The organism is Paenibacillus sp. FSL H3-0333 (assembly GCF_038002805.1).
GTDB lineage: Bacteria > Bacillota > Bacilli > Paenibacillales > Paenibacillaceae > Paenibacillus_AQ > Paenibacillus_AQ silagei.
Genome location: NZ_JBBODG010000001.1, coordinates 131,937 through 150,030 on the forward strand (window position 1 = coordinate 131,937; position 18,094 = coordinate 150,030).

Consider the following 18,094-nt stretch of genomic DNA (forward strand, 5'->3'; position numbering starts at 1 on the left):
GGACCGCTGTACTTTCAGCGCTAGCCTCTCTATATGGCACTCCTCCCGCAACCATCACTACGGTCAGAAGGATAGCCATCCACCGTTTCCCTCTGTTCCAGACTTTCATCTCAATCCCCCATTTGTATTCCTGCATTATGCGATGAACTCATTAGCTCACGAAATACGTGTACATTCCAACCCCTGCGGCCACCAAAGTAAAAAAGCCAAAATACCATTTGGTGAACCGTAGACTCGTTCCGGTACCTTCCCACCAGATCTTGACAAAGACGACGATTCCGAGGATTAATATACTTACAAAAGCGATGAGTGCGTTCTCCATTTAATGTATCCCCCTACCTCCTTAAGTTTGATGCAGCGAACAAGAAGAACCTGTTTCGCCGTCTAGTAAGCCGCAGACCTATATTTCTTCAATTTCAAGATAGAGCAAATGCTTGAAATTCTCTATACCTATAAAGGAGTATCCTCTAGAATATAGGATAGAAATCACCAGTACGCATACAGTAGGGGTGTTAATAAAATGGAAGAAGTTCAGTATACTCAAGGGATTACGCTCAGGGCATTGATGAACGGGCAGCCCTGCCTGGAGCCGGAGCTGTTTCTGCACCTGGCCCGGGCTATTGCCGCCGAGGCCGGGAAGCTGCATCAGGAGCAGCTTCTCCATCTTGATCTGCGGCCGGAACATATTGTTGTATACTCCGATGAGCAAACGGTTGAAATAACAGCTTCCGGCTCTGCCGTGTCCCGCTCGCCAGAAGGGTATATCCATCCTCCCGGCTACAGCCTCCCTGCAGCAGGTCTGCCTTATTGCTCACCGGAGAACACCGGCAGGATGCACAGAACGATAGACGAGCGCAGTGACCTCTATTCGTTAGGGATTATTTTCTATGAAATGCTTGCAGGCAGACTTCCTTTTCAGGCTGAAGATTCACTCGAATGGGTATATATGCACTTGGCCCAAAGTCCTCCCCCCCTTGCACATACAAGAGCCGATCTGCCTGAGGGGCTGGAATCCATCATCATGAAGCTGCTCAGCAAGAATCCGGATAAGCGCTATCCGAGTACTCATGTGCTGATCTCGGACCTGGATACCCTTGGACTAGTCCAGGACAGAATCCTTACACAAACACGTTATCACGGGAGAACGCATGAGCTTGCTACTCTGACGCAAGCCTTCTATTCCGCTTGTCTCGGCTCCACGGAAATGGTGTACATATCCGGAGAAGCCGGAATCGGCAAAACCAGCCTGATGGAGCAAATGTTCCAGAACCAGCAGCATGCCCGGCAGTTCTTTTATATCACCGGTAAGTTCGAGCAAATCTCCAGTCAAAGTCCCTATCACCCGATTATCCAGGCCTTTCGCGGACTTCTGCGGCATCTGCTGGGAGAGCGCAGGGACACGTCCGAATTCTGGGCGGAGCGGCTGCGGAATGCCTTGGGCTCAAGTGCCCACATCATTACTGCGATGATACCGGAAGCTGCACGGATATTGGGGGACTTGCCGGAGGCCGAGACACTGCCGGCCAGTGAATCCAAGAAACGGTTTATCTATGTCTTCCGCAAGTTTGTGCAGGCCCTGGCTTCCAGCGAGCATCCGCTCGTTCTGTTTATTGATGATCTGCAATGGGCGAATGACTCTTCGCTTCAGCTGATCCATGAATTGTTGTGTGATCCGGAATGCCAGTATCTGATGTTCGTCTGTGCCTACCGGCATAACGAGACGGACCTTGGCAGGCTCCCAGGATATGAACCGGATGGCACGGTCACCGATCAGGCACTTGTTCATCACCTTCATCTGGCTCCGCTGAGCCTTGCGCAGATGAATCCGATTGTGATGGAAGCCTTGAACAGTCCGGCCGATACAGCACTTGCTTTGACCGAACTGTTGTATCCCTCTTCAGGAGGCAATCCATTTCATTTCAAGCAAATCCTCCGCCGGCTTCAAGATGACAGCATTCTGCGCTACAGTCCCGAGCAGCGTCGCTGGCAATGGAATCTGGGACAGATTATAGAGCAGACTCCCAGCTATGCCGTCAAGGATCTGCTGGAGCATAGACTGCACCGTCTCCCAGAGGATGCGCGGCAGTTGCTCGCCATTGCCGCCTGTATCGGAAGTGTGCTTCAAGCGCAGGATATTGTGCATATCGCCGGGCAGACCCACTCTGAGCGCAGCGACGCCTGGTCGATCCTTGAAGCCGAAGGCATGATGATTTCGTGCGGCGACGGCCAATTCCGGTTTGCCCACGACAATATTCAGAAGCTGATCTATAGCAGAATAGACGATGAGGCAAGGCATAACCTCCATCTCAGGATTGGCAGGTTCCTGCTTGAAAGAGACGGCGCCTGGATAGCGCATGCCTTTGATGCAGTCAATCAGCTGAACCTGGGCTCGGCGGGAATAACAGACCCGCGAGAGATCTTGCAGCTGGTGCGCCTCAATCTGGAGGCGGGAATAAGGGCCAAAACCTCCTCCGCTTACGACATCGCGCTGGAGTATTTCGCCCAAGGACTGGAGCTGCTGCCGGCAAAGGATTGGGAGAACGAGTTCGACCTTTGTTTCGAATTGTATATACATAAAGCAGAATGCGAATATTTATGCGGAAATATCAGACAATCCGAACTGGAGCTTGATGCTCTGCTGCAGCATGCCCGCAATCCGGTTGAACGCAGCCGGATTCAGTTAATCCGGATCATGCAGTACATCAACCAGGGCAGATATCTGGAAGGCACTGCGCTTGGACTCAGCAGTCTGCGGGAGCATCGCATTATGATCTCTCCCCGGCCCGGCAAAGTCATGCTGTTGATGGAGAGTATGAAGCTTGAGCTCCTGCTGAACGGCCGGTATGACCGCCTCGCGCATTTGAAGGAAATGTCGGACCCTGAACGGATTGCTGCTATGAATCTGCTTTTTGCCGTGGTGCCTTCAACCTTTTTCACCAACAAGAAGGTGTATTTCCTGTTGGTGTGCCGTGCCATCCAGCTCTCGCTCACATACGGGAACACGCCTGCTTCTGCAGCCGTCTACTCGGCATATGGTATGATTCTGGGCAATACACCGGGCAAAGCCCGCAAAGGTTATAATATCGGCGAGGTAGGGCTGGAGCTCTCGGATCGTTATAATATTCCTTCCATTAAAAGCAAGACCTACACCGTATTTGGCGGCGTTCTGTGCCAATTTGCCGGAAATTCACGTGAAGGGGAGGCCTATCTGGCGAAAGCGCTGCGCCATGGCCTGGATGCGGGGGATTATGTGTTTGCCAGCTATGCCATAGGCGCGCATATCAACGCCTTGTACTCAAGAGCACCGCTGGGGGAATTCGCGCGGACACTGGCCGAGTATGCCGTAGTGCTTGATACCACCAAAGACGAGTTCGTGAAGAAGAACATTCAGCTGTTCCAGCAATGGATTCTGGCACTGCAAGGCCGGTCGGCTGAACCCGATTCCTTCAGCGGAGCTGGCTTCAGGGAAGAGCTGTTTTTGGAGGAAATCCGTAGGGAAGAGACCTCGTCCACCACTTTATTTCAATACTGTACCTACAAAACGCAGCTATGCTGGCTGCTGGGCCGTTACGATCAGGCGCTACAGTGGGCGAGGAAGGCTCGTGTACATGAGGCGTATGCCACCCATTTGCCCCATTTGCCTGAATGCTTGATGTACGAAGCTCTCTCTCTGATGTCCATGCCTGTACACTGGCGCAAATCTGCACCTGAACACCGCCGTCTGCGGCGCATTCTGCGCCGCTTCAGACAATGGTCATTGGCCAGTCCGGTCAATTTCCAGTCCAGATATGATCTGCTGCAAGCCGAATTCGCCCGGGTATCCGGGCAGCTTCCAAGAGCTGAGGAGATGTATGACCGTGCGATCCGCGAGGCCAGGGAATATGAGGAGGTGCAGATCACCGCTCTTACCGGTGAACTGGCTGCCAGATATTACTGGAGTTGCGGCAAAAGCACCACGGCGTTGTTCTATTTAGAGACGGCTGCCGGGGGCTACAGCGACTGGGAGGTGCTGATCAAGGTGTCCCAGATAGAAGAGCTGCGCCTCCAATGGCAGGCTGCAGTCGATCCGGCACCTGTCCCTGCATCGACAGCCATTAGCCAGGGAAATCCCCGTCAGAGCGCGGAACCCTTACATTCAGTCCAGAAAGAGGCGCATGCTGTGGAACCGATGGATTTGGCTGCAATCCTTCAAACCTCCCAGGCCATCACAAATCCGCTGGATATAGACACTGTGCTCAGAGAGATGATGAGTACGCTGATGAAATATGCCGGGGCAAGCAAAGGCTCACTGCTGACAGGCAATCAGGATACCCTGTACATTCAAACCTATGCGGATTCTGAGAACCCTGCGGTCTCGTCACCTGCCGAAATGACAGACAGCATTCTTTTGCCGGAAGGGATTATTCGGTATGTGTACCGTACACAGGAGGAGGTGCATTATACCGGCGGAAGCGACAGCTGGTTGATTCATAACCCCTACATGGCCTACCACCGGCCCGGTTCTGCCTTGTGTATTCCCGTAACGGTACACGGTATGATGCTTGGCGTCCTCTACCTGGAGAACAAGCTGACCAGCGGCATCTTCGCGGATGAACATAAGGCGGTTCTGCTGGCACTGGCCTCCCGCGCCCTGCTTATGTGTGTGCTGCAGAGTTCGGGCGAGACTCCGGGTTCACAAATAGAGCAGACCGAGGCGCTGCTGCCCCTGCCTGCCCTGCTGGATGAACCGCTCACAGAGCGTGAATTGGAGGTTCTTACCTTGCTGGCAGCAGGATTATCGAACAAAGAAATTGCCGACCAGCTGATCATCGCCATAAGTACCGTTAAAGTGCATGTCAAGAATATTTTTGCCAAGCTCAAGGTCAACCGCCGCACCAAAGCTATCGCCCAGGCCCAGGAGCTGAAGCTGCTAGGGTAGCGCTCCAGCTCTCCCTGCTGCCGAGTATGCCCCTTATACTGGAACATATCTGACAGCTCACTATAATATCCCCCAGTTCCCTAATTCCGAGCTGCGGACGCACAACAGCGATCCCCCGGTAACCGGAGAATCGCTGTTGTGTCATGTTATTGCCGTTCAGTGAGACTCATCCTCCAGAAACGGCTTGTTCACATAGTAATACATCACGCCCATTAGCACGCCGCCACCGATCAGATTGCCTAATGTGACCGGGACGAGATTATGCACCACGCCTCCCCAGGAGATCGTACCAGGGTGGTCCAGGACGAGAGCAATCGCGAAGGTACACATGTTGGCAATACTATGCTCGTACCCCGAGATGAAGAAGCAGAACACGAACAGGACCATGGCGAACATTTTGGCACCGTCGTTCTTCATTGACATCGGGACGAAGAAGGCCAGACAGACGAGCCAGTTACAGAGAATCGCCCGGAAGAACAGCTGCATCGCCGGTGCTTCCATCTTATGGGCCACCACATTCAGCAGGAACCCGTTGACAGAGGAATCATAGAACAATCCGGTCAGAAAAATAAGCAGCGCAAACGCCGTAGCCCCAAGAATGTTGCCCAGATAGCTGACGACCCACATCCGCACAACCTCAGTCCATGCCAGCTTGCGCCTCAGTGCCGCATAGGTGTAATAAAAAGTGTCCCCGGTAAATAAATCTCCTCCACCGTAGGAAATCAGGATGATGGCTGCGCCGAAGGTGATCGCAGCCATCGGATAGGTCATCGGCGATTGTTCCATATAGAAGAAGTTGCCGGTCTTAAAGGCTACGATCACGCCGAATCCGATAAACATGCTGGCGAGCATGGCCCTGGCAATGTACCGCCATACGCTTTGCCGGAAGATCTTCTGTTTCTTAAGTGCAAGCTTCTCTACCTGCAGCAGTGCCTCGTTCTCCATTTGACCCTCCGTATTCACTTTATATTTTCAGTGGTGCCGGAAGACTGATGTACAGCCTCCAGCTATTATACCCAATAAACCACTGGAAATTGCTTGAATCACAGAGCATCAATAATTTATGAATCCGCACACTCCCCGCACCCTTGTTACAGGCTGTTATCCTCCCGATCATTCAGGCTGGCAATCGCCTCCGCCTTCTCACTGCTGGCTACGACGATAAGCACCACGATCAAGCATCCCAGAATCATCCCGCTTATCCCCTCTTTCTCCACAGGTCGCCTTAGTGACAACGTATGTGGGGGGCGAAGACAATATGAATGAGTGCACAACAAAAAAGCCCGCCGAATCCATATCAGCAGGCTTGGTGCATTATTCAAGTTATTTTACCGGCCCAGAATCAAACTCTTAGTTCAAAAAGCTGCTCAGGCCGTTCTCCGCCTGCTTCAACGCCTGCGGCTGTGAACCCTCATTCAGCCCGAGCCGGTTGTTCAGCTGGGTGTTGATGGTGGTCATTTTGGACGTATAATCCTGACAGCTCTCGATGATCCGCCGGTTGGACTGCTCTGAGGTATCCAGGGCGCTGAGCAAGTCGCCAATAGCCTGATTCACGGCTTCCAGCGACATGGACGGCTTGGAGAGCAGCTCCGTTGTCTTCTCGGTCGTCGTGCGCAGCAGCCGTGCATTCTCCTTGAACTGGTCCTCGATGGTCTTGTTGGTGGCTTCGACCGCATTGATGACATTCTCCTGATCGGCCAGGGACATGGCAATCATCGCCGAGACGGTGATCAGATTAGAGGTCTTATCGATCGCGTTGTTTACGGAATCGATCAGCTTGTCATTATTGTCATTGATGATATCCGTTGCCGCAATCGCCTGATTGTAGAGCAGAATCATCTCGGTCATCGACTGAATCCGCACCATGACCTTGCGCAGCCCCCGCTCCAGATACGCTTTGCGGAATTCATTCTCGGGCTTGGCGATCTCCACCTCGAACAGCTCCTTCAGCTTATTGCCGAAGGCGATCTTGGTCTGGAGGTTATAGATCTCCTCCATGGAGGTGCGCTTCAACTGGCGCATGTTAACGATACTCTCTTCCAGCGTATCCCGGCCGTCACGCAGACCGGTGATAATGGCATCAATGTTGGTGCGGACCGACTGATATTTGTATACATAATTTTTAAGCGGGCTTTTGCGCAGCATTTTGCCGAAGAAGCTGACATTCTTGCTCTGCTGAAGGGTCTCGCACTCACCCCGCAGCTTCATAATCATATTGGGCACTTCCACCCGCTTGCCGCTCATCAGGTCATTGACGGGGCGGTCCAGCAGCTTCAGCGTCTGGCCTGCCTTCTCCTGCGTCTTCACCCCAAGCTTCCCGATATCGTCCATCAGGGAATCCAGTGCCACCGTGTCAGTCTTGGCTACCTGCTCAATTAACTGGGAAGCCTCCTGGACTACCTTCTGCTCATCTTCTTTTCTAAGCTCAATTAACTGCGTGGACATGGCTATCCTCCTCCTATAATTCGGAACTGCTGTAGCGCTGATGAATCAGTTCCGCCTTGGTCTGAAGTTCCATCAGGTCTTTGTGCTCGATTGTCGACGCAATATCGGAAATTTTGGCATCGACATCACGCAGACCGTTCAGCAGCATTCTCCGGTTTCTTGTCTTGGCTTCGCCCCCCAGGCGCAGGAACGGATTGATTACTCCATTAAGGTCCTTCAGCACCAGCCTGCGGACGGTATGGTTAATCTCGCCGTTGCCCAGCTCCTGCAGCAGCGGAATGACGCGCTGCAGCCTGGCGAACAGCGCCAGCGACTTCTCGACAATCTCATTGTCCAGCGTATCCTTCTGCCCTTCGGAGATGATCATATCCTCCAGGATGCCCAGATACTCCACCACCGGAGCGAACTCCGCTCCGATCTGTATGTCCTCCCTGTGTCCGGCACCCGAATGGGCCGGGGAGGCCTGTCCCGCAGCAGCAGGAGAGGCAGCGGCAGCAGACGAAGCCTGCGGCGCGGCGGACGATGCCGCCGGAATCACCTTCGGCTCCTGTCCGGCAGGAATCACCTCTACCGGAAGATTCACTCTGGTGCGCCTGAGCTCCGGCACCGCAAGTGCTGCCCCGATTACCGGGAGCAGCAGCGAGACCAGCTCAGGCAGGAAGCCGCTGGTCAGTACGGCTACAACATAACCGGCACCGGCATACGCCAGTACTTTGAATTTAGCTTGCATTCCTTCTCACCTCTTATGAGCGTGAATGCTACACGCTCAATTCACGGAATCCGTAATGACGGATTCTCCGTTTATTCTCATGATCAGCGGCTGCTCGACATGGCTGGCCAGGACATTATGCTCGAACGATGCAGGCAGAACCTCGCCGCCGAGCGCGCTTTTGACAGCCAGATATGGGAAGTTAATTCCGGACAGACAGGAGATATGCAGGCCGCCAGACATCCGCGGGTTAATCTCCAGCAGCTTGGGGACGCCACCGCTGTATTTCATCTGGATATTGAAATTGAACGGAATCCGGTACGTCTCAGCCACCCTGCGGGCCACCCCCGCAAGCTCCGGGATATACTCCATCAACCGCAGGCGGCCGCCTGCCTTCCGGCGGGGAACTGCGGCCAGCAGCCTGCCCTTCTCATCCGACAAGCAATCAATACTATATTCATATCCCTCCAGCAGCTCCATCACCATCAGGTTAGGGAAGCTCCCGGCTTCATCAAGGATACGGTAAGCTTCCTCGAAGGAGATCAGCGGAGTTACGTGGCCGAACAGCTCCTCCACGGGACTGCGGTCATTATCTATAATCCGGAATCCGAGTCCGCCCTCCGTCTCGGTAGGCTTGAAGCAGACCTTGTGTCCTTTGGCTGCGAGATCTTCATAAGCTTCCCTGAACTGCTGCGCATTACTAACCACATGATAATCAGGAATTGTCATAATCCCGGTGGTCTTCACGCTCTCATAGAACTTGCCTTTGTCCATGATCATCTCCAGCAGATCCAGATCACGGCAGACCAGCACCTTCGTCCCGATCTCATCGAACAGCGAGGCATGCAGCGCGATATCGAGCATATGCAGCCGGGGGATGAAGATATCAATCTCGTTCCGGCGGCAAAAATCAACACAGAACTGCACGTATTCAATGCCTTCGAGCGCCGGCTCGGTTCCGGCTACATCCGCGCCTTGCAGCGACATATGGTGGATATCCGGGTGGGTGGCGAAGATTTGCACCGGAATCCCGTCTTCGTTGCTCCGGATGAGATTCATATAGTGATAGGCAACAGAGAACCAGCGGTTGAAATATATATTTACCTTTTTCATGGTGGCGGTCCAACTCCCAATGCTGTCGAATGTGTATAGATCCTGTGAACATACTGCATAATCTCATCCGCGGCAAATACCCCCGGCCGCTTAGTAAACGGATACTCTAAGTGTACTAAACCCGCCTGCTGCTCGGCAAATATTTCTCCGTGGCAGGGAGCTATGGCATAATCGGCGGCGGCGAGCAGGCTCTTGTCCAGAAGGGAATCGCCTGAAGCGACCATCGGCTCCGAATGCACGGTGCGGCGGACATGAAGAATGGCATCGCTTTTGTTCACCGCCTCCGGCACGATATAGAGCTTGCGCCCCTGCAGGGATACTCTCCAGCCAAGCTCGCCCAGCCGTTGAGACATCCGGGCAATCTCCTCAAGCGGCAGCGAATCCCGGTGAACCACGAACGTAAAGAACAGCTCATCGCAATACCGCCGGCTAATGATCCATTCTTCCTGAACAACAGCACGCACGATGCTTTCGGCTTCTTCCGCCGCAGCGGAGCCGCGTTCCACCGCTCTGCCGACAGCCGTCCGCCAATCCTGGTCCACTATCCCGTTCACAAGAATATTGCCGCCATTGCTGGTGATAGCATAATCCGGAATGACCGTCTCCTGGAACAGGTTAATCCGCCGGTACTGGGCAATCGTACGTGTAGTCACCGGCATGAAGACAATTTTCGCAACCAGTTCTATCAGTGTAGCCAGAGCCTGCTGTGAGATATACGATACCGTCCTGCCGTCAACGACCTCTGCCGGAACCAGACCGGGGGTATCCTCAGGAACGCCTATCGCACTAAGAGAGTAGATCAGCGTGCGGTCCAGATCGCTGGCGTAGATCATTCACTCTCCCCTTTCAGCGGCTTGATGATTCCGCAGCAGGAGTAGGTCAGCCCGGGATAGACCTCTACCGGCACGCCCCGGTCCTCAGCCAGCAACAGAATATGCCGCAGGTTGGGATTGTCCAGCCTGTCAACGAGGATTCTCCAGGGCACTCTCCGCAGCAGCACACGTGTTGTCTCCCCCACCCCAGGCTTCACCAGATTGATATTATCGATGCCGAAGGTATCCTGAATACTGCGGATATCGGCCAGCCCCTGCCAGGTAATCTCCGGTGGATGCTCCAGCATCTCCGTAGCCTGAGCAAGGGCCCCTGCCGCTACTTCAGCGAAATATGGGGTAATCGCTTCAACGAATACGTTGGACAGATCACTGTCCAGCCATTCCTTGTAGAATTTGGCCCCGTGGAATTCCTCTGGCCCGATCAGATCATCACGGAGCACCGTACGGCTCATCAGGCCGGATACCGTGGAGTTCAGGCAGGCGCTTGGAATCAGATAATCCTCCCGGGTGCCGTAGGTTCCCGAGCAGTGCCCGGGATCAGCAAGTACCGCCAGATCATCATTTAGCGTAATGCCATATTTCTTATGCATACTCTCACAGGCCTCTATCAGCACCTGCCGGATGGCCCCCTTACCGGTCCAGCCATCGATGAATTGCAGTTCGGCATCCCTTCCATGCTGCTGCAGCATATAGAGCACCGCATTCTCATCAATCCCCTTGCCGCGGATAATCGAGATGCTGTAATGCGGAAGATCTGCTCCATATTTCTCAAGAATATAACGTTTGATCAATACCCCGATCGGAGTGCCCGCTCTCGCCAGGGAGACCAGCACGGTATTCGCCGTTCCCCGCCGGGCAACAATCATCTCGGACACCACAGCTACAGCCAGCGCAACCTTCTTCGCAGTCTGCTGCAGCGTCTCATGAAACAATTCGATATACTGCTCTGTCGGCTGGTACTCCACCGGAAGCATCTCCGAATAATGCACGCCGGACTGGATCGCTTCCTCCCGCTCGGCTGTTCCCCGCTCCAGGGATACATTGCTTAGATCCTTGAGCAGGAAGGTAACGTCGGAAGCAGGATAGCTGCCCAGTGCCACCGGAGGGGATATTGTTCTATTGTGAATGGCTTCGATATCTATTCCCTTCATAGCCCTGAGCCTCCCGTATCTGGTTCTGGGCTGAGCACAACAAGATGTACCTTATTGCCCGCCAGCCTCTGTAAAATATCCGTCATCGGTGCAATCCGCTGCCGGGGCACCTCGCGTTCCAGCAGGACGAAGATATCGTCATACTGGCCGGGGTCCACATTATAGATGAAATTCGTGATCTCCGTGTCGCCTGCGGACGGATAGGCTGCGGCGCTGTGCACGCCGTAATCCGCACGCCGCTCGGGATGGATCGGACTGCGGGTTGAGGACTGGTACAGCACGCCCTCTCCCATCTCTGCAGCGATCCGCATCGGCAGATACATGAACTCGCCTACGCCCAACACCAGGGTACGTCCGCCTTCCCGCAGCCCTCGGAGCTGCCTGGCCACGCGGCTTACACCTGCATCTATCCGCGCATTATCCGCAGACTCCAGGCCGAAGCGGCCGCTGTGCTTCAGATAAGGCGATGGATTGATAACGCCCTGCCCATCCGCCGAGGTTACCGGAAGCCGCTCTAAGCCGTCGAATGCATAAGTAGTTACAAGCTCTGCGCCTGTGGTAGCAGCGGCTCCGTTACCGGCTGCAGGCTGCAGCAGCGGAACCCCCTCAACCTTGATGCTTCCTTGCAGCAGGGATAGAGCTTGTATGCGTATCCCCAGCTCCAGCTCCAGATCACGGTACGCCTGGATATTAGCTTCACTCCGCCAGTCCAAGAGAGAAGCCACTACATACTCCCTGCGCGGAAATTTGGACTGGATGTCCCGGATCGTATTAATCGCCGTATTACCGGTCGTAATCTCGTCATCCACTAATACAATCGGCTCTGTCCCCGATAACAGCCCGGCATTCAGGGCATAGCAGAGATGATCTACGGCGTGGGAATGCTCCTCTTCAAAGGTCACCACCGATTCCAGCTCAGGAATCAGCTCACGCGTGGTATGAATATAGGACGCACCGCCGGCGAATGCATTATACATGCTGTGGCCCAGGGCGGTAGCGGTTTCGGCGAACCCGATAAACAGAACCGGCTCAGGCAGAGCCAGGCGCGCAGCAAGCAGCGCATGATAAGCTTCTTCCGCATACTCAGGATGGATCAGGCCATGAACGGCCTGGTTCATCAGCGGTTCCATCATCTCCCGGTCAGCGGTATCCGCGCTCATCTCCAGATACAGGAGCAAGGCGAGTGCCGCTCCGCTAAGCAGCGGGGTATAGGGCCCTACGGGAATATGCTTGCCAAGCACTTTGCTGACGAACAGGAAGGAGCGCTTCTTATTGATTCGTGCAGCCATGGAGAACAAGGAATCCACAGGCATATGAAAAGGATTCGAGGTTTCTGTTACCGTAACCCGCAGATTCTCGACGATATTAAACGTGTGTGTATTCGTTCTCGGGTAGTAATCCGACAAAATGCTGTTGTTCATGTAACACCCCGTATATTTGAGATCGTAATAAAATTCGTCTGGCCCAGTTCAAATGAGGCTTGATTTCATTCATTTTGTTATAGTATTCACTCTTGAACACGCCGCGGCTGCCATCGTTGCTGTCTACAATACTTAAGGCATCCACATACTCTTCATGCATTACGGTATACATCGCCTGCACGGGTCTGAGGTGGGAGGGGTGGATAATGGTTTTGCCCACAATACCGTTCTCCTTGTCCAGAATTACTTCCCGGATCAGTCCGTCCATCGAGCTTGAAATGAAGCTGTTGCGCATCTCGCGGCCATGCTTGCCATAAGTATCCTCGAAGGGCGTCTCCCGCAGCTGCGGGCGGAGGACCCGGTGTCCTTTGCTGGCAAAATACTCCCACACAGGCCCAGAGATGACGTATCCTTCCTCCACACGGCCAAAGACGTTAATAATATCCGACATGCAGTCACGGATCGGCGTCAGGTCATAAATACTGATATCCGGGCTGCGCCGCAGTCCGAACAGACTGGAGAAGTCCGTCGCTCCAATCCGGACATTCAGTACATACTCGCGGTATTGCCCCAGCAGATCGCGGACCCCAAGCAAAGTATCCATCCGGCTCTCCCGGTAGATGATCGGTGCATTCTCCAGAATCGGCATCCCGTACAGCACCGGAGCGGAATAGCTGCGTGTGTCATTGTAATCGGCAATGGCCTCGAAATAATCCGTACCGTTCTCTACGGAGAATTTGGGGAAGACGAAGCCGGTCAGCATGGTGATTAATGATCCCAGCCGAAAGATCAGATCCCGCAGCTGTGCAGGGTTACGTACGCGGATGAACAGCAGCGGAAGACTGCCGCGCTGGTCCGGCTCATTCTCCGCATAAGCGGACAGAAATGCCAGATGCCTGACGATGGATTCTTCGGCATAATCCACTTCACCGTCCCCGATGGCATCCTCCAAATCTATGATTACCGTGATAAGCCCCGAGGCTCTCAGCTTAATAATATCTTCGGCAACACTGGCACGGGTGGCCGGCATATAAAGGGCTGCTCCGACGGCATAAGCCAGTAAATCCTTACGGGTAGTATGATCAAATGAAACCGGCGGAACATGGAATAATGAGGCTTCCTGTTCTTGTGTGAGGTAATCGAAATATCTCAAGGCCCTTCCCCCTTAATGTTGTGCCAGCACAATCCAAATGGCCTTTGGCTGCGAGCAGAACCAGCTATGCCGTCCTCTCGGGGACGGTATCCGGCTTGCTTAGAACCCAAGCAAAGGCCATGCTATAAACCTGTTACGATTACCCGAAAGGCGTGCCGGAGTCCACCCTTCCCGTGAACCCCGCGCCTTCCTGCACAGCTATAAAGGATAAAGAGATGAAGCAGCACGCACAACCATCAGGCCTTGTGGTTCTCAGCCTTCTTGCGTTTGCTTGCGCTGTACACGATAGTACCTGCAAACACCGCAATTAGAATACCGAAGAAAATTACATGCGGCAATTCATAGCCGAAGGCTCCGGCAAGCATTTTACCGGCAATCAGTGCAATAAGCAGGAATGCTGTCTGTTCCAATTCAGGATATCTGGCAATCAGCTTGAGGAACACCTGTGCCACTCCGCGCATCATCAGCACGCCGAGAATACCGCCCAGGAAGAGTACCCATACTTCACTGCTAAGACCAAATGCGGCTACCACGCTATCAATACTGAAGGCAATATCCATTAATTCAACGAGGAGTACCGTCTTCCAGAAGGAGGCGCCTTTATTCTTAATCTCTCCCTCTTCTCCGCTGCCCTTGAACAACCCTTTGTAAGCAATGTAGAAGAGATACAAGGCTCCAAGCACCTTCACCAGCGTGAATTTGACGAGATAGGTCCCCAGCCCAATCGCCAGGAATCTGAATACATAAGCACCGATAATACCGTAGAACAACGCCTTACGCTGCTGTTCCTTCGGCAGGTGCTTAACCATGACCGCCAGTACAAGCGCGTTATCAGCGGACAGCAGACCCTCCAGCAGAATCAAGCTTCCGATTATCCCCCAGCTGACAGGGTCGGAGAGCGTTCCTGCAATATCACTCCATGAGAAGAAATGCCCGTAATTCTCACCGATACTCCTAAAAAAATCACTGAACCAGTCCATTCCACTTGCGCCTCCGGTAATATCAAATTATTTGCTTCCCGCTACCCAGCGAAGCCCCCAGCCATAAGCCTCATCCATCTCCCGGTGACCGCTGAAATATTGCACGAGCCGTTCAATACTGAAGGTCTCGTTATCCACATTCCGGATCAGCGCGATGGCGCACATGCCTTTACGGTTGTTATGCTCGTCCAGATTAACGATAATATCCGGTCCTCCATCCTGCTTCAGGGTAACCACTCCATCCGCCTCAGACCAGTTGGTAACTCCTTTGTAAATAAAGGCAAACACCAGAATCCGTTCAATCTGGGCGACCTTACTTCCGTTTATACGCAGATTCTCGCCAGATGTTACGGAGCCGGTCCGATCATCTCCATCGAGCATGATGTACGGCGGCTGCTGGAGGTTGCCGAACGCATTGCCCAGTGCCTGCACCACGCCTTTGCTGCCATTCTTCAGCTCATACAGACAGGCCAAGTCGAGATCTACCCCGCCCTTGTTACGGCTGAACAGCCCTCCGCCCTGCTTCTGGTTCCAGTTCAGGTTAATGAGCAGCTCACCCAGACCGGAGGCGGATTTCTTCAGGTTAATCGAATCGCCCTTCTTCTTAAGCTCAATCTTCTTCAGATTGAGATTCAGCGCCGGTGCGGGAGCAGCCTCCTGCTTAGGGGGTGCCGGTGCCGGCGGTGGCGGAATCACAATATTCGGTCTGGATGACTCTGCGCGGGGCGGCGGCACTTGAAGCGGCGGGCGTCCCGGCGGAGGCGTCTGTTCAGGCGGCTTCGGTGCCGGTGCAGGCTCGTCCTCTACTTCTATGCCATAGTTGCCGCAGAGCGCCTTAAGCCCGCCCGAGAAGCCCGCAACAATCGCACTGTATTTCCATTCTTCACCATGTCTATATAATTCTCCAACTACAACAGCCGTTTCCACAGAGAACTGATTTCCAAGGTTACACCGCAGAAGCTGCGCACCTGTCGCCTGATTCACGATCCGGCACTCCGCTTCACTCATTTGTCCGAACATCTGCTTGCGGTTTTCTCCGTCATACAGAGTAAGCGTGAAGGCAATCTTCACTATGTTTGCCGGAATCCGCTCCAGCGAGACCTCGAACTGCTTCAGTCCGCCCGAAGCCGTACCCGGCACATCCTTATAAGTGATATATGGAGTAGACGGGTTATTGTAAAAGATCAGATCGTCGTCACTGCCGACTTTACCGCCAGCTCCAAGCAGGAATGCGGAAGCATCAATATCCATGGAAGACGGAGCTTTCCACCCGATCTCAACCGTAATGCTGCGGAGCCCCGGGTTCCCTTTGGTCAGGTCTGCTTTCTGTCCTTTGACTACTTCTGTATTCATTCTTACGCCACCTTTATACATGGATAAGAGCGCAACTTATCAGATTTTGTGTATAAAAAGGGCAGGATCGATGATGATCCCGCCTTTGAAGCTCTTATTGCGCGTCCAGCCCGTAGTTTTTGCATAATGCACTTAGTCCGCCGGCGAAGCCGCTGCCGATCGCCTGGAATTTCCAGTCCGCCCCCTGGCGGTAGAATTCACAGAAGACCACAGCCGTCTCGGTGGAGAAATCCTCGCCCAGATCGAACCGCAGAATCTCACGGTCACTGGATGCATCCACTACGCGGACGAAAGCGTTGGAGACTTGTCCGAAGTTCTGTGCCCGGGCCTCATAATCATAGATCGTGACCGTAATCCCGATCCGCTGAATATTGGCAGGCACCAGACTGAAGTCTACGACGATCTGCTCATCATCCCCGTCGCCTTCACCTGTGCGATTGTCCCCTGTATGGGTTACAGAGCCTGTACCGCCGCTCGGGTTGTTATAGAATACAAAGTCATTTTCGCTTTTGGCTTTGCCGTCCTCATGCAGCAGGAATGCTGATGCATCAAGGTCGAAATCCTTGCCGCCGCTGTACTTGTTTGTATCCCAGCCCAGTCCTACAACTACCTTGGTCAGACCCGGATTAGTCTTGGTAAGATCAATCCGCTGTCCTTTGGAAAGACTGATCGTCACTGTCAAAAACCCTCTTTCCTTACAGATTTAATTCCCGTAATGTCAGAGCCTTATTGCAGGCCGTAATCACGGGTCAAGCCGGCCAGACCGTCCTTGTAGCCGCTGCCAATCGCGTTGAATTTCCATTCTGCGCCGTTACGGTACAATTCACCTACAACTACGCCTGTTTCAACGGAGAAATCTTCACCCAGGTCAAAGCGGATCAGCTCTTCACTGTTCGCATCGTTGACGATACGCACATAAGAACGGGAGACCTGTCCGAAGTTCTGGCTTCTGGATTCTGCTTCATAGATGGTAATGGTGAAGGCAATCTTGTCCACATCTGCAGGAACATTAAGCAAATCGACTTGAACCTGCTCATCGTCTCCGTCGCCTTCCCCGGTACGGTTATCGCCGGTGTGTACGACAGAAGCGTTCTCGTTCTGCTTGTTGTTGAAGAAGATGAAGTTGGTTTCTTTATCTACTTTACCGCTGGCATTCGTCAGGAACACGGAAACGTCAAGGTCAAAGTCCTTACCGCCGTCGTATTTATTCGTATCCCATCCTAGGCCGACTGTAATTTTGGACAAGCCTGGATTCGTTTTGGTTAAATCAATTTTTTGTCCCTTGGATAAGTTAATAGCCATGAATAGAGCCCTCTTTTCTCAAATTGGATTTAGATATAGCGTTCTGCCAGCTGATTGATATGCGCGGCGTGGGCCGCTTCACCGATGGCTGCGAATTTCCACTCTTCGCCATGACGGTACAGCTCGCCGCAGATCAGTGCCGTGAAGCCTGTATAATTCTCTGTCAGATTAAACTTAACCAATTCTGCATTCCCTGCCGCATTAATAATGCGGATATACGCAGATTTGATCATTCCGAAATCCTGCTTGCGGTTCACCGCATCGTAGATGTTAACTACAACAAGGACCTTATGGACATCGGCAGGAATCTGCTTCAGATTCACCATGATCTGTTCGTCGTCCCCGTCGCCCTCACCCGTCAGATTATCCCCCGAGTGGACTACAGAGTTATTCGCATTCTGTTTGTTGTGAAAGCAGACAAGGTTCAGCTTGTTCGTCAGCTTGCCGTTCTCATTCAGCAGCAACGCTGAAGCATCGCAGTCAACATTCGCCTGTTTTTTAACCCCAAAGAATCCTCTTGCCGGTTCGGCAGGGTCCCAGCCCAGTCCTACGATTACGTTAGACAGTCCGGCATTGCCTTTGGTTAAATCGATCTTCTGACCTTTTACCAGATTAATTCCAGCCAACTTGAAGTACCTCCGTTTCCAGATAGAAGTGTGCTTGCGGGTGTTACATCAGTGATACGGCGATGAATCGCCTAAAGTTTCAGTAATTAG

The 18,094-nt window shown here is 53.2% G+C and carries 15 protein-coding genes; 1 reads left to right on the plus strand and 14 read right to left on the minus strand.

Annotated elements, in window-relative coordinates:
* Nucleotides 1-151 precede the first annotated feature (151 nt).
* The gene (locus MHH78_RS00535) at nt 152-322 is read right to left on the minus strand and encodes a hypothetical protein (protein ID WP_341166300.1); all 171 of its coding nucleotides are present in this window, start codon (nt 320-322) and stop codon (nt 152-154) included.
* A 198-nt stretch (nt 323-520) separates the two neighbouring features.
* Here MHH78_RS00535 and MHH78_RS00540 point away from each other — a divergent pair, with 198 nt between their 5' ends.
* Nucleotides 521-4,918: a helix-turn-helix transcriptional regulator gene (locus MHH78_RS00540; protein ID WP_341166301.1), complete on the plus strand. Its 4,398-nt coding sequence runs from the start codon at nt 521-523 to the stop codon at nt 4,916-4,918.
* Nucleotides 4,919-5,074: 156 nt separating this feature from the next.
* On the opposite strand, the gene MHH78_RS00545 is transcribed toward MHH78_RS00540, so the two are convergent.
* The 13 genes from MHH78_RS00545 to MHH78_RS00605 all read right to left on the minus strand — a co-directional run bounded on the left by MHH78_RS00545 (nt 5,075) and on the right by MHH78_RS00605 (nt 18,004).
* Nucleotides 5,075-5,863, minus strand: a complete 789-nt coding sequence (locus MHH78_RS00545) for a formate/nitrite transporter family protein (protein WP_036723535.1) — start codon at nt 5,861-5,863, stop codon at nt 5,075-5,077.
* 405 nt (nt 5,864-6,268) lie between these two features.
* The gene (locus tag MHH78_RS00550) at nt 6,269-7,363 is read right to left on the minus strand and encodes a toxic anion resistance protein (protein WP_076085967.1); all 1,095 of its coding nucleotides are present in this window, start codon (nt 7,361-7,363) and stop codon (nt 6,269-6,271) included.
* A gap of 13 nt (nt 7,364-7,376) precedes the next feature.
* A complete protein-coding gene (locus MHH78_RS00555) occupies nt 7,377-8,093 on the minus strand; it encodes a hypothetical protein (protein ID WP_341166302.1) in 717 nt (238 codons plus the stop codon).
* A gap of 36 nt (nt 8,094-8,129) precedes the next feature.
* Complete coding sequence (locus tag MHH78_RS00560) at nt 8,130-9,185, minus strand: ATP-grasp domain-containing protein (RefSeq protein WP_339253112.1); 1,056 nt, start codon at nt 9,183-9,185, stop codon at nt 8,130-8,132.
* The gene (locus tag MHH78_RS00565) at nt 9,182-10,018 is read right to left on the minus strand and encodes an HAD family hydrolase (protein WP_341166303.1); all 837 of its coding nucleotides are present in this window, start codon (nt 10,016-10,018) and stop codon (nt 9,182-9,184) included. Before MHH78_RS00565 ends, MHH78_RS00560 begins: the two co-directional genes overlap by 4 nt.
* Nucleotides 10,015-11,169, minus strand: a complete 1,155-nt coding sequence (locus MHH78_RS00570) for a cysteine protease StiP family protein (RefSeq protein WP_341166304.1) — start codon at nt 11,167-11,169, stop codon at nt 10,015-10,017. Before MHH78_RS00570 ends, MHH78_RS00565 begins: the two co-directional genes overlap by 4 nt.
* Nucleotides 11,166-12,458, minus strand: coding sequence for a phosphoribosyltransferase family protein (locus MHH78_RS00575; protein WP_076085978.1), 1,293 nt, complete (start codon nt 12,456-12,458; stop codon nt 11,166-11,168). The genes MHH78_RS00570 and MHH78_RS00575 overlap by 4 nt, the downstream gene beginning before the upstream one ends.
* A 76-nt stretch (nt 12,459-12,534) precedes the next feature.
* Nucleotides 12,535-13,743, minus strand: coding sequence for an HpcH/HpaI aldolase/citrate lyase family protein (locus MHH78_RS00580; RefSeq protein ID WP_051477877.1), 1,209 nt, complete (start codon nt 13,741-13,743; stop codon nt 12,535-12,537).
* A 236-nt stretch (nt 13,744-13,979) separates the two neighbouring features.
* Nucleotides 13,980-14,723, minus strand: coding sequence for a TerC family protein (locus MHH78_RS00585; protein WP_036723548.1), 744 nt, complete (start codon nt 14,721-14,723; stop codon nt 13,980-13,982).
* Nucleotides 14,724-14,750: 27 nt separating this feature from the next.
* Nucleotides 14,751-16,076 (minus strand): TerD family protein, encoded by a 1,326-nt coding sequence (locus tag MHH78_RS00590; protein ID WP_076085952.1) that lies wholly within the window; start codon nt 16,074-16,076, stop codon nt 14,751-14,753.
* 94 nt (nt 16,077-16,170) lie between these two features.
* On the minus strand, nt 16,171-16,752 hold the full coding sequence (locus tag MHH78_RS00595) for a TerD family protein (RefSeq protein ID WP_036723550.1): 582 nt from the start codon (nt 16,750-16,752) through the stop codon (nt 16,171-16,173).
* 50 nt (nt 16,753-16,802) lie between these two features.
* Entirely contained in the window at nt 16,803-17,378 is a 576-nt protein-coding gene (locus tag MHH78_RS00600) for a TerD family protein (RefSeq protein WP_036695599.1), read from the minus strand.
* Nucleotides 17,379-17,407: 29 nt separating this feature from the next.
* On the minus strand, nt 17,408-18,004 hold the full coding sequence (locus MHH78_RS00605) for a TerD family protein (protein ID WP_076085946.1): 597 nt from the start codon (nt 18,002-18,004) through the stop codon (nt 17,408-17,410).
* Nucleotides 18,005-18,094 lie beyond the last annotated feature (90 nt).